Below are 12,740 nucleotides of genomic sequence, written 5' to 3'. Positions count from 1 at the left end.
CTCTAAATCCCGTTCTTGTCTGCTTTCATCGTGTTATTTTAATCTCCATCAATATTTAGATGCGTTCGCCCTGATCTATTTAGGGCATGGTAAGGGAAGAATTCATGATTTTCGACTATTTAAAACCAGTGGTGTAAGGTTTGGTGAATTACTAAAAGTTATAGCGGATAAAGGGTATCAAGGGATTGCTAAAGTTCATAAATTAAGTGAAACACCGATTAAGAAACCAAAAGGAAAAAAGTTAGCTAAAGAACAGAAGGAATATAATCGAGAACTGAATCGATTAAGAATTGTTGTCGAACACGTTAATGGTCGTCTAAAGATTTTCAATATTTTATCTAACCAATATCGTAATCGTCATCGCAGATTTGGATTAAGGTCTAATCTGATTGTCGGAATCTACAATCATGAATTAGCTTTAAAAGCTTAAATAATTGCTGAATTAGTTTGCTGTATCAACTTTCTCCATAGTAGTCAATGGAGCGTTTTTTTTGTAGCGATTATAATCGACAGTATTGTAATCCAACCTAATAAAAAAGCTGGCTGTGATTTAAGCAACTTTTTTATTAGGTTGAAATAAAAAACGCTAAAGCTTAAAAACAGTAGGGGGTACCGGGTTTCCAGCAGCCTGCTAGTAAAACTTTTTTCTTATCTACAGCATTTCTATTTTGAAATTGAGTTTGTTTAATGCTGTAATTAATTTTCAGCGCATTGCTACCTAATGTATTGTGCTTTTTTATCGCTGTGTTTAAGGTAGGTGCATTCAGATTATTCTCTAGAGTCACATCCGGATTGATTGTGGCAATAGCAGAGTTTCCAGACAAAACTATTGCACCAACGATTGCAACTCCTAATTTACCCAAATTCCAAACATCCATAATGTATTCCGCCTTTTTTACCAATTCTGAATACTGTACAAATAATATGCAATCAACTCTAACTTGTCGTCCCCTAAAAGTTGAAATTTTTACTCAATAGAATGATTGATAAATCATTCCAACTTTAGTTGGAATTTGGATTTACACAACCAATCCAGTAAATCATTCAATCATTTGCCCAGGCTTTCAGAACTTGGGCATTATTTTGACCATTAAAGCCCATTAAATCGTTCAAGTTAGTTTGTACGTTTTAATCGTTTATATCTTGTAATGGACTTGCTAGATAGCGCTAATAGAATGATTGAACGATTGAACCTATGTACTGGTTTTAAAAGAGTGAATGGTTTGAGTGATTGAATCGAGTAAAACCAATACTTTTTGGTTAAGAATTAAGCAGTGTTGATAATGGAAAAATTGAGTGGCTGACGTTGAGTACCAGTGCCACGATGAATAGGTTTCTTAGACGGAAATTTAGAACGAGTTTTTTTGACTAAGCGAGGATTACTTCTGTGCTGCCGAGGCGGAATTTTCTCAATCCTTTATCTCCATGATCAACCATGACCAAAAAAGGGAGTTGTAATGTGCGCCCCCGTGTTTCGTGCTGCTCTAACCGCTGCTCCACTATTTGGGCAATAATTTCGAGTTCCTGCAACATCTGGCCGACATCGTTTAAGTCCTGTGCGAATGAGGTTTCTGCACCGAATGGCACTAAGTTAAGCGTAAACCCCTTATATAACTGGATGAGAGGGTGTGGGGTGTGGGGTGTGGGGTTGCAGGTTTGGGAAATCAAGAAAATGTTGAACTCCTTGACGCAACTAAAGTTTAATTGTCTTAAACACCACACCCTACACCCTACACCCTACCCCCAACAAGATAGCCAAGCGCGAGATTTCACGTTTTCAAGCGTGACATTCGTTTCTGCACCAACGGACTTACGAACCCGATTCGCCCTTGCGGGCTTCATAACTGGCTGCTGTAACCACACCTCGCTGATTCGGGCTGCCACCAACTACTAACGGTTTGCCTTGGTAGCTAGGGTTGTCCCGTTGTTCTACTGATGCGTAGAAGGCGTCCATATCAACGTGAACTATTTTTCTAGCCTGCATTGTTGTTGAAGTATTACCATTTCTACCAAGCGGCGGGAACGACTATAATCTCTGGTAAATTTGTGATTCGCTCTGAATATTTGAGAAACTTATCACCATAATAGTACACTAGCACTAGCGCGAGTTTTGGGCTTTCATCCGCTTTTTCATTGAGAAAGCTTTTGTAACATTTTGTCGTCACGTTGCCAACGCACGGTATGAGAGGGAGCAAGAGGATGACCATTGGTGTTTGGGTTCTCGGAGATCAACTTTGGTCACAGCAGTCAGCACTGCAAAGTTGCTTGCAACAAAAGCAACAGACTTCCGTAATTTTTATTGAATCTCTAACCCATGCAGGGCAACTTCCTTATCACTTGCAAAAACTGGTATTGGTCTGGTCAGCCATGCGTCACTTCGCGGACGAATTGCGCTCGCTCGGCTGGGCAGTAACATACGCTCAAAGCCAAGACTTCAACACGCCTTTACTTCAATGGATTGAGCAATACCAAATTACCGAACTGCGGGTGATGACTCCAACAGATCGCCCTTTTGCTGTGTTGATTCAAAACCTAAAATTGACAATTCAAGTCACTTTTACACCCAATAATCGCTTCATCTGGAGTGACCAACAGTTCCAACAATGGGCCAGTGGTCGCAAACGTTTAATCATGGAAGACTTTTATCGTCAGGGACGGCAACGGTTCAACATTCTAATGTCCGGCAACCAGCCTGTTGGCGGTCGATGGAACTTTGACAAGCAAAATCGCAAACCACCAAAGGGCAAACTCACCTTACCCGAAGCTTTATGGTTTGAACCAGACTCAATCACACAAGATGTTATTGACTTCATTAAGCAATCTGAGGCATTCCAGGACAATCGCTCTTACTGGCAATTAGAACCATTTCGCTGGGGTGTAACCCGACAGCAAGCACTACTTGTACTGAAGTTTTTTATCGAAACACGTTTGTCTTCATTTGGGCCATATCAGGATGCAATGGTGACAGGCGAACAGACAATGTGGCACGCGATGCTTTCTCCTTATCTCAACATTGGATTGCTGCATCCTTTAGAAGTTGTGATTGCAGCGCAACAAGCTTATTACAACAGCAGCAACTGGGAGTTGAGCAGCGTTGAAGGCTTTATCCGTCAGGTACTTGGTTGGCGAGAGTATATGCACGGTGTCTATGTTTACTTACAACAGGATTACCAAGAAAGTAACTGGTTTAACCACACTCATCCACTGCCTGCTTTTTATTGGACTGGCAATACACAGATGAATTGTCTGCACCAAATTCTAACTCAGGTTAAACAGATAGGTTATGCTCACCATATTCAACGCTTAATGGTACTGAACAACTTCGCTTTAATTGCAGGTATCTCCCCCCAAGAACTTGAAGACTGGTTTCATGCCGCTTTTATTGATGGCTACGATTGGGTAATGCAAACCAACGTCATTGGCATGGGGCAGTTTGCTGACGGTGGAATGATCGCTTCTAAACCTTATGCTGCTTCTGCTAACTACATCAACAACATGAGCGACTACTGTAAGAATTGTATTTACAATCCCCGCGAGCGCACTACTGAAAATGCCTGTCCTTTCAACTTTTTTTATTGGGATTTTCTTGCTCGTCATTATGACAAACTCAAAAACCAACCACGCATGACTCAAATTTTGCGTAATCTAGAACGTATTTCACCATCAGAACTCCAGACAATTCGCACCTTAGCCTCAAATTGGCACGCTACGCAAGCAGCAACCGTTTAGCCAATCGTGTAAAGGAATATCCTAGTGTGGCAAAACTTACTAGAGAAGACGACTCTCTAAATTAGCTAAGTAAGCCTTGGGGTCTCGGCGAAATCGATACTGTTCAATTCTGGCTTTGTGGTGTTTTTGCAATTGAGAGCGTAATTCGAGCCAAGTAACGATATCAACTTGTGCTAAATCAGATGCGGTAAAAGAACGAAGTTTAGTAGCGATGGCACAAGCAAGTTTGACAGAGCCACGAATAACAAGGGATGAGGGGGCTACCTTACCCCGGATTTCTCACAAGTGAGAAAAAATCATTGAGATGAGTAAAACTTAAAGTAAATTATTTTATACAACACTAAACTATAATCAACAACAGATTATGACAACGTGTAAACCGAAACTACAAAGACAAATATGATACATTCTAAACAATAAATACTAAAGCAAAGATTATTGAAAATGATAAATAGACAGCCTAAAGCTAGGGTTAAATCAATGAAATCTACCCAAGTTAAAGCTAATAACTATAATTCCAATTAGCTGAAAATCAACCAGAACAGTTTAGCCGAGATAAATAGCTGTAAGCTGTTGCAAAAATATTCTTGTATGGACAATCTCTACTAATAGCGATTAAAATATATCGGCTATTAACAGTAATAACGGCTCCCAATTTCAGTAACTTTGTACGAACAGTTCCAACAGTAGCATTTTTGAGTTCGCTTGTTGTTAAACATTGCTCTCGGAGAGCGTTTATCAAAATATAAGCAACAGAAGAAAACCACAGACGTAGTTGATTTCCAGCAAATGTATGAGTACTAGTTCTATCACTTTTTAGTGATAACTTCTGTTCTTTTAAACGATTCTCCATATCACCTCGTGGGCAATACTTCTGGGTATAAAGTCGTCCTGGAGGCACTAATTTAGTAGGGAGTGAAGTGACAACAAAACGAGTACTTACCCCTGACTTACTATACTCAATTTTTGAGACAACACGGCGATTACGGCTCCAAGATTTTAAAGTTTTATAATCAAGCGAACAATACCAAACTGAGTTATCAACAAAGGCTGCTGCTTGTTTTTTCAAGTCATCTGACGGAGTAAATAAAGTTTCAAAAAACTCTACTACAGTTTCCAGTTTTTGCGAATATTCAAGATAAGCCCGGTATTGGGTTGGTTGGGATAGTTGAATTAACCGACTATTCTGGGCTAACCCAAAGACATAATCTACTCCAACTTGAGATTCACACCAACTCATAATATCTTCTCTCGAATACGCACTATCTCCACGTACAATAATTTTCACATTATCCCAACGTAAACGTATTAGTTTTATTACTCGTTGCAATTCTGATAATGCACCCGACGCTGGATCTACATTAGAAGCACGAAGCTTTGCTGCAATTAAATGTTTACCGCAGAAAATATAAAGTGGAGCATAACAATATCCTCTATAATAAGGGTTAAAAAACACTTCTTCTTGATTGCCATGCACTAAATCATCAGTCACGTCCAAGTCTAAAATTATCTGTCGTGGTGCTTTGGAGTAGGATTCTAAAAATATTTCAACTAATAATTTCTCTATAGCTTCTGCATCATGTCCAATGCGATGATATCGACTTGATGCTCTTGATTCAACAGTTTCTGGACAGTGTTCGATACGATTTAAAGTGCTTTTACCTGCTAGGACTGGTAGTTCTTTTTCTGAACCCATTATTTTCCCTAGCGCCAGGATAAACATTGGATCGTGACGCAGTTCCTCGTGGTCGTTTAAGTCTTCATAACCCATTATCAAACCATATATTCTCTGCGTGATTAGGCTTTCTACTGAATGGTCAATTCTATTGGAATCTCGGTAATCTTTAAAACATCTTGCTACTCGCGATGTAATTTCTCTTTTTCGGTCTAGCTCCGCAATTAAAGTCAATCCTGCATCTGATGTTACCCTCTCACCCTTGAAATTAACTACGACTGGACATGATTTAACTTGTTCAAATTTGAACTGTTCCGGTATACAATCTGTTTTCTGAGGGGTCATGCTTAAAACTGCTGGAATTCATGTGCAATAGATATTTTGGCAGTTTTTGACTCCTCTTTTCTCCGGCTTTGTGAGAAATCCGGGTAACGCCAAAATTGTAGGATTAGACAAATGAATCAGCAAAATGCACACAATAAACAGCAGTTATTTGCAGCGATTTCTTCTCAAAATATGCAATCAGTCAAAGAAGTCCTTAACAAGGTAGAATCTACTCTTGTTACAGAACTCCTCAACGAAGTACTTTTACAAGTAGACCATATAAATTTTGTTTGGTTTTTGGAAGAATATGCAGGTAAGGAACGTTACCAAGAAGCAGTAGCCGATGTCTCAGTTGTTATGAGTCAACAGTTAATTAAAGGTGGTTTTAAAGCTGGGTCAGATTTCAGCTTACACCCAGATGGAAGACTGTTCATGTCAAAGCAAGCCAATAAATACTTAGTTAATAATTTTCCTAAAAAAGAAGATTATACAGAAATATCTGTAGTATCTAAGGAGCAACCAAGCTCAATGCAGATATTAGAAAAAACTTTAGGTGTGCCATTCTTTGATAATCTTAGTAAGCTGGCTGGTAATCGATTAGCTACGATGGATAATGCTACTGCCAGTATTTACGTTCTCTGGCTCATGCAAGGTATTAGTAGTCGCCATCCAGAAATAGAAAAAGATTTTTGTGACTGGTTTATGTTTGATGTCTGTGGTGAACGGTTATCAGCTTTAGCATCAGTTGAGATTGAAGGAATTGAGTTTAATGGTTCAGTGGTATTTGAAGATTTGTTGAGGGCATTGGGTGAAACTAACGTATCGATAATTAAGGAAACCGATCTGAGTATTGAACATTTGCGCTTATTAGATCAAGTCTGGACTGGTGAAAATATGCGAGTGTCTGAATTAATCGCCCTCCTAGAACAGGAGGCTGAAGAAACCGACAAGTAATAGACAGAACAAGTCTTGATTAATACGATATTCGAGTCTTGGCAACTCTTCTATAAGTAGGTAGGTGCCAAAAAAGTCAGCTATGTTAAGATATGTAAAGACTGATAATGCATCTACAAGGTAGTTGGTGTATGGGTGCGCGTTTAAGGGTATTTCTGACTCCTGAGCAAGACCAAACTTTACTAAATCTGAGAAAACAGGATGTACCACAGAAAGTCAAAGACAGGGCGGAAATAATCAGGCTAAATGCACATGGTTGGTATGTAGAGAAGATAGCAGATCACTTTGATTGTCACAAAAAAACAGTCACAAAAGTTTTGCATCAATGGCAAAAACTGGGCACAGAAGGGCTTTGGGAATCTCCTGGGCGAGGGGGGAAACCAAAGTGGCTTGAGGATGACATGATATTTTTAGAAGAATGCCTCAGAAACGAGCCACGCACATACAATAGTTCTCAGTTAGCTTTGAAGTTGAAAACAGAACGCAACGTTGAGATGAGTGCCGACAGATTAAGACGGGTACTCAAAAAAAGGGGGTCGATTGGAAACGGACAAGGAAAAGCCATAAAGGAAAACAAGACCCAGTAGCACGAGCAAACAAGCAAGCAGACCTAGACATGTTGGAATTAGCTGCTGCCACTGGTGAAATAGACCTGAAATACCTAGACGAGTCAGGGTTCTGTATGTGGAGCGAACCTAGTTATACATATTACTTTAGAGGTGAGCAAAAACGGTTAGAACAGACTAAACGCCGTGGTCGCAGATTAAGTATTATCGGGCTTCTCCAACCTTTAATCAGTTTTGTTTACGGTTTAGTTATCGGTGGTGTTGACCGTAAATCTTATATAGAAATGATGGAGAAAGAAGCCAAACAAGCCCAAGAAACTGGACGTATCAGCGTGATTGTGCAAGATAACGGGCCAATACATCGCTGCCAAGAAGTTCAACAATTGTGGAAAAAATGGGAAAGTCAGGGTTTGTACATCTTTTTTCTCCCGAAATATTGCTCAGAAATGAATCCAATTGAATTGGAATGGCAACATCTCAAGAAAGATGAGTTATCCGGGCAAGCATTTGATGATGAGCTAGATCTCGCTTACGCCGTCATCAATGGTGTTCAAGCTAGAGGAAAAAAAAACAATCACAACACACATCGTGTAAAATTTAGCTCTAGATTATCAACTTAAGATTTTGTTACATAGTAGAAAATTTCGGTGCCTACCTACTTAATGATTTATTTATTGCCACCACATCTATCTACTCAACCCCTAACAGTATATAACGTAATTATTCAAGGGTGCGAAATTGATTTTCAAATTCAGAAAAATTGAATTAAAGCTAATCTCTTATTACCCTGCAATAAAGGGTTTGTGATTAATCTTAAGTAGTTGCTTTGATTTGTTTGTATTTAATGTAAGAATTCAGGTAAGGATTCAGGTCTAATATCCAGGAAGTAGAGACGGACGAGACTGATAGTCAAGAGAACCAACCAGTAGAGCTTGTGCAAAAAAATCAATTACAGACCTACCTTGACGGCGGCAGGTTTGTACCACAGTCAACAAATTAGCAGTGTGTTGAAACCGCTCCATTGAACGGGAACCACCGCTAACCTTACGCTTTGTCACAGCCAAACGAAGCGATCGTTCAGCCTGATTGTTATCTGGAGGAACTTCAGGATAATCAAGAAAATACCACCATTGATTTGCTTTATCACGCAAAGAACGTAAAAGGTTGCCAGCTGTAGCTCCTGCCTTGTCAATCCACTGATTAAGTGAGGAGTGCAACTTAGATTTAAATTGATTGACCCAATCGTTGTAACCCAAGGAGTCAAGGCTCTCAAACCATTGAGCGTAATTCCTAAAGGCTTCATCAATTAAATTAACAAACGTTTCACCGATAGCTTGGTTGTGAAGACCTGGAAGAATAATTAGTTTTTTGAAGTGTCGGCGTAGATGAGCCAAACATTTCTGCTGGGCAAAAGCTGGATAACCATTGTAAACGCTAAAATCATCGCTGCTGAGTACCCCTGTATATTCAGTCCCTAAAATGGCTGATAATTCGGCTCGTGAACGAGTGTCAGCAGCAGTAAACAGGCAGAAATCAGAATTGGCAACTACCCACAACCATTCTTTGATCCCTTTGACTGACCAAGGTGTTTCATCCACATGAACATTAGGTTGTGTCTGTTTTACCCAATTGCTCAATTCATTAATGCTTGGTTCAATCGCTTGTTGGATTCGTTCATTAGTTGCAACTAACGTTCCTAACCCAATTTCAATTTGCCCCAGTTCCCACAACATTTCTTGCTGTTTTTCATAAGGCATGTGTGCATAATTGTTTACCCATCCTAAAAACGCCTGTAATCTAACTCCTAAATCTTGTCCTGGAACGATATCTGGCGACCATGAGGCTGTTTGTACATTTCCACAACACTCACACACGCAGGTATGGCGTTGATATTCTACTATTTCAATGGGACGTTCTACTAATTGCGCTACAGCCTGTTTTTCTACTTTTACTGCTAGGGGTGCAAATGCTTTGTTACCACAACAGATACAATCACTTGGACGTAAGATTTCATAACGGTCTACTCTGCCAAACCCCTTACGAGTTTTACCTTGATGTCCTGGCTGTCCACCTGGTTTCTTTTTCGGTTGATTTGATTCTTCTTGCAGGGGTACCTTTTTGTTTTCGCTCTTTTTGTGGATGTCTCCAGATGGTGGTTTCGACGAATTAGAACTGTCTAAATCCCTACTGATTTTTAAACGCTCTATTTCTTGCTGTAGTTCTAAAATGATTTTTTGTAAATCACGTATTACCTTGCTCTGCTCAATGATGATATCCACCAGTTCTTCTTTTGATAACTGGTTCAAGCTTTCTCGATCTAATTCTTGAGGCAGGTTTTGGTTCATATTTGCGATATTCTCCCTCAAGTGTCCCCTTTGTCAATACCCTGCCACCTGAATCCTTACGAATTCAGGAATCAGAATTCATTCGTCAGAATAGTTAAAAAATCAGGAGAAAATTTGACGAATAAATATACTAATCATGCATCAATACCTTGATAAATTCCTATCTTTATTCTGGATTCTGACTCTTGGGTGCTGAATTCTTACTATTTAAGTTTTGGAGCAATTTTATGCAGCAGCAAGAAACAATAGAAAGTTACACGATTACAATCAAGAATTACAACACGGCGCTGAGGTTCGCTCCCAATGACTTCAAAACTCTTAAACTTTTAGGCTTTGCACTCGAAAAGCTGTCTGAGTTACAGTTACGGCAAAATCAATCAGTCCAGGCGCTTGAAAGTTTAAAGCAAGCAGTTGCCACGTATGAAAGAGTATTTTCTTTAATTCCTAACGATGCGATTGGTTTAGGATATTACGGGATGGTAGTAGAAAGATTAGCTGAACTTTTATCAAAGCAAGACTATGTAAAAGAAGCATTTTTAACTTACCAGCAATCGCTTAGTATCTATGATACTGCAATCAAATTTGCTCCGAATGACTATGGTAATTATGCACTCAAAGCTAGTGTATTTATATCAATAGCTGATTTCCACTTGAATTTGTTGCAATATACACAGGCTCTTGAGAACTATCAGCAAGCGATCGCTTTTTACGATATTTCACTTCAATTAAAATACATTGGGGCTAACGAGTTCGATAAAGCTCGGATTATACAAAAATTGGCTAACTGTTTTGAGCAATTATTACGTTACGAAGAAGCCTTCTCGTGTTACCAAACGATACTGGAGATATTCAACCGCCTTTTGCCTAAAAATGATAAACATATTAAGTCTGTAGAACAACAGATGCAAAGACTCTCGGCGCAATTAAATTAACAAATTACAAATAAGCATCAAAGATGCCTATTTACACAACTAAAAAGAGTATAAAATGCCCCTAGAAATTAATTTCTAGAAGCATAGTGGAGTGTGTTTTACTTTTAGCTTTGGCAATCTAACCATTTACAAGTACAATTGTACTATATAAATGCAACTATATGATTAACTTCATGCTCTGCATAGGCGTGAGCGTTTCTGTTGCACTATATATTTAGATAAAGCCAGTTCGGCTTAATATTCGGGCGCTTAATCCTTAGATTATGGGGTTTGCAGAGCATTATGAATCTCACAACTCGAATCGGAGCGCTATCGTTCCTATTTTGATGGTTATACTTTACGAGCAACAACGTAGTAAATTAATTCCTCATGCCATACGCCCTCCTCAGTTTCTAGCGCAGCGATCTTATCGTCATAACTCGCTTTAATCCGGCTAATTTTTTCCGGTTTTAATTCGCGCAGTGGATTATCGATATGTAGCCAGAATTGTCCATTCCATCTGCTCTGGGCTTTTTCTAAGCACAAATAAGTCCCCAGTTGTCGGGAATGAATTTCTATTTGATTAAATTTGGCTTGAGTTAATAGGTATTGAATTCGCTCTGGTGTTCCCAATGGTTCATGCAGATTTGGAAGTGTGATTCCATGTTTTGTACAGGCTTCTACGATTGACAATGCTGAATATGAATCTTCCGATGAGCAGGTAAATGCGATGAATCCACTGGATTTGAGAAAACGATACCAATTTCCGAGAATCGTAGGAATGTTGGGAAAAAGCACGAGCGCGTAAGAACAATAGATTGCGTCAAATTGATTCGATTCCGGCTCATATATTTGTGCATCGACTTCAATTAACTCAATATTGGATAAGTTTTCTGCTTGAATTTTCTGCTGAGCAATCTTGAGTAATTCTGTTGCAATATCAATTCCAATCACAGAACCACTTGTGCCGACTTTTTTAGCAGCTTCGATGGCAATATTTCCGGTTCCTGTTGCAACATCTAAAACGGATTGCCCAGGAAATGGAGTTGCATAGTCAAAAAGTGTGATTGCGCGATTGAAAGTGGCATCGTTATCATAGTTCGTCCTAGCGTTGTAAAAATCGATAACCTCTTGTTTGTAGGTCATAAATAACATCCATTCAGTCTGAAGGTATGTCACAATCGTTGCATCGCGCAATACAAATGCTCATAATTTACTGCCATTGCCTGAAACGGAACTCACGTTAATTAACCTCGCCATTGGCAGTACGCTGACTTGAGCAATTGCCGTAACAAATGCTAAAAGTCATACACCATAGTTGATTTAGCTTATCCTAGAAATTACCCTCTTCGACCCACGGGTTAAAACAACGGCAATGCTTGATTACGTGAGCGCAGCAATCGCCTTTTGGATGACAATGTTTGGCATTCAGGAGTGGGTGCTGAAGTTTCGTCTTGGTTATCTTGGGCGATATTGGGCGTTGATGAGCTCTGCAAGCTTGTTCCTTGGCTTATTGCTCTCTTCCTTTATTGTCGTCCCACTGATTATCAACTTAAGAGTAGACCCGTTCAGATTTCCAGACAATATTATTCTGTGCGCCATCGCCGCTGTCATCTTCAGCATCATTGTTAGCCTGGGGCAGTGGCTGATACTGCGAAAAGCTGAGTTGACACCGAGAATCTTTGCGCTGATTAATACAATAGTTGGAATTGTGATTTTCGCCGTACTGGTGTACTTCAATGAACCTCGCTTAGAGTGGAGCGGTGGCCCAATCCAAGGTTGGAAAACTGGACTTATCTTTCTAGTAGGTGGCGCAATTACTGGAACAGCAACAGGCAAGGCATTAGATTTCTATTGTGGGCGAATTGAGCAGCGGCTAATAAGAATTGAGAGGGAGAGGGTAGAGAAAGAAACTCAAGAGCGGGAAAGGCTTGAGAGAGAGCGGTTAGAAAAGGAGAAACAAGAGAAGGAAGCCGAAGAGAGGGAAAGGGAGGAGAGAAGAAAAATAATGTTTGAACTCGCTAAAGAGGAAGAACGAAAGTGGCTTGAAGAACATGGGGATGAGAAATATGACTATGACGAAGATGAAGACGAGGACGAAGAGTACGAACAAGAGGATGAGGAATAGGCTACTTTAGAGTTAGGCTTTAGTAAATTCCGGGCATATTCCCTGTGGATCAACTGTAAATCCATATAGTGGACTTTGCTGTGAGCAACATAATTCATCTTGTAAAAA

The 12,740-nt window shown here is 39.6% G+C and carries 10 protein-coding genes and 2 pseudogenes; 6 read left to right on the top strand and 6 right to left on the bottom strand.

Features of this window, described 5'->3' with window-relative positions:
- Positions 1–70: 70 nt before the first annotated feature.
- Positions 71–430 (top strand): annotated as a pseudogene (locus WKK05_RS37705) (transposase family protein); the annotation flags it as partial.
- A gap of 163 nt (positions 431–593) precedes the next feature.
- Here WKK05_RS37705 and WKK05_RS37700 read toward each other — a convergent pair.
- The 3 genes and pseudogenes from WKK05_RS37700 to WKK05_RS37690 form a co-directional block, all read right to left on the bottom strand.
- A complete protein-coding gene (locus WKK05_RS37700) occupies positions 594–878 on the bottom strand; it encodes a hypothetical protein (protein WP_341531361.1) in 285 nt (94 codons plus the stop codon).
- Positions 879–1,368: 490 nt separating this feature from the next.
- Complete coding sequence (locus tag WKK05_RS37695; RefSeq protein ID WP_341531360.1) at positions 1,369–1,533, bottom strand: hypothetical protein; 165 nt, start codon at positions 1,531–1,533, stop codon at positions 1,369–1,371.
- A 295-nt stretch (positions 1,534–1,828) separates the two neighbouring features.
- Positions 1,829–1,984 (bottom strand): annotated as a pseudogene (locus WKK05_RS37690) (DNA polymerase IV); the annotation flags it as partial.
- A gap of 215 nt (positions 1,985–2,199) precedes the next feature.
- On the opposite strand from WKK05_RS37690, the gene WKK05_RS37685 reads away from it, so the two are divergent.
- Complete coding sequence (locus WKK05_RS37685) at positions 2,200–3,729, top strand: cryptochrome/photolyase family protein (protein ID WP_341531359.1); 1,530 nt, start codon at positions 2,200–2,202, stop codon at positions 3,727–3,729.
- A 532-nt stretch (positions 3,730–4,261) separates the two neighbouring features.
- Here the strand turns inward: WKK05_RS37685 and WKK05_RS37680 are convergent.
- Positions 4,262–5,749 carry an IS1380 family transposase gene (locus tag WKK05_RS37680; RefSeq protein ID WP_341527375.1) on the bottom strand — a complete coding sequence of 496 codons (1,488 nt, stop codon included), beginning with the start codon at positions 5,747–5,749 and terminating at the stop codon, positions 4,262–4,264.
- A gap of 111 nt (positions 5,750–5,860) precedes the next feature.
- Here WKK05_RS37680 and WKK05_RS37675 point away from each other — a divergent pair, with 111 nt between their 5' ends.
- Complete coding sequence (locus WKK05_RS37675; protein WP_341531358.1) at positions 5,861–6,682, top strand: hypothetical protein; 822 nt, start codon at positions 5,861–5,863, stop codon at positions 6,680–6,682.
- A gap of 131 nt (positions 6,683–6,813) precedes the next feature.
- Positions 6,814–7,868, top strand: a protein-coding gene (locus tag WKK05_RS37670; protein ID WP_341525019.1) for an IS630 family transposase whose coding sequence is annotated in 2 segments (ribosomal slippage) — positions 6,814–7,206 and positions 7,209–7,868 — 1,053 coding nt in all. Because the reading frame shifts where the segments join, the coding sequence is not laid out codon by codon here.
- Between the two features lie 252 nt (positions 7,869–8,120).
- Here the strand turns inward: WKK05_RS37670 and WKK05_RS37665 are convergent.
- Positions 8,121–9,593 (bottom strand): IS66 family transposase, encoded by a 1,473-nt coding sequence (locus WKK05_RS37665; protein ID WP_341530879.1) that lies wholly within the window; start codon positions 9,591–9,593, stop codon positions 8,121–8,123.
- Positions 9,594–9,820: 227 nt separating this feature from the next.
- Between WKK05_RS37665 and WKK05_RS37660 the strand changes: the two genes are divergently transcribed.
- Positions 9,821–10,525, top strand: coding sequence for a tetratricopeptide repeat protein (locus tag WKK05_RS37660; protein WP_341531357.1), 705 nt, complete (start codon positions 9,821–9,823; stop codon positions 10,523–10,525).
- A 330-nt stretch (positions 10,526–10,855) separates the two neighbouring features.
- Here the strand turns inward: WKK05_RS37660 and WKK05_RS37655 are convergent, their stop codons facing one another.
- Positions 10,856–11,650: a methyltransferase domain-containing protein gene (locus WKK05_RS37655; RefSeq protein WP_341531356.1), complete on the bottom strand. Its 795-nt coding sequence runs from the start codon at positions 11,648–11,650 to the stop codon at positions 10,856–10,858.
- Positions 11,651–11,879: 229 nt separating this feature from the next.
- Between WKK05_RS37655 and WKK05_RS37650 the strand changes: the two genes are divergently transcribed.
- A complete protein-coding gene (locus tag WKK05_RS37650) occupies positions 11,880–12,632 on the top strand; it encodes a hypothetical protein (RefSeq protein ID WP_341531355.1) in 753 nt (250 codons plus the stop codon).
- Positions 12,633–12,740 lie beyond the last annotated feature (108 nt).

The sequence above is a fragment of the Nostoc sp. UHCC 0302 genome, assembly GCF_038096175.1.
GTDB lineage: Bacteria > Cyanobacteriota > Cyanobacteriia > Cyanobacteriales > Nostocaceae > UHCC-0302.
Note: the sequence above shows the minus strand (reverse complement) of the source record. Positions and strands in the feature narration are given on the sequence as shown.

Bases quoted from the DNA above. Each gene is read 5' to 3' on its own strand.
- WKK05_RS37700 (WP_341531361.1), bottom strand. From the start codon at position 878: ATGGATGTTTGGAATTTGGGTAAATTAGGAGTTGCAATCGTTGGTGCA.
- WKK05_RS37695 (WP_341531360.1), bottom strand. From the start codon at position 1,533: ATGTTGCAGGAACTCGAAATTATTGCCCAAATAGTGGAGCAGCGGTTA.
- WKK05_RS37685 (WP_341531359.1), top strand. From the start codon at position 2,200: ATGACCATTGGTGTTTGGGTTCTCGGAGATCAACTTTGGTCACAGCAG.
- WKK05_RS37680 (WP_341527375.1), bottom strand. From the start codon at position 5,749: ATGACCCCTCAGAAAACAGATTGTATACCGGAACAGTTCAAATTTGAA.
- WKK05_RS37675 (WP_341531358.1), top strand. From the start codon at position 5,861: ATGAATCAGCAAAATGCACACAATAAACAGCAGTTATTTGCAGCGATT.
- WKK05_RS37665 (WP_341530879.1), bottom strand. From the start codon at position 9,593: ATGAACCAAAACCTGCCTCAAGAATTAGATCGAGAAAGCTTGAACCAG.
- WKK05_RS37660 (WP_341531357.1), top strand. From the start codon at position 9,821: ATGCAGCAGCAAGAAACAATAGAAAGTTACACGATTACAATCAAGAAT.
- WKK05_RS37655 (WP_341531356.1), bottom strand. From the start codon at position 11,650: ATGACCTACAAACAAGAGGTTATCGATTTTTACAACGCTAGGACGAAC.
- WKK05_RS37650 (WP_341531355.1), top strand. From the start codon at position 11,880: ATGCTTGATTACGTGAGCGCAGCAATCGCCTTTTGGATGACAATGTTT.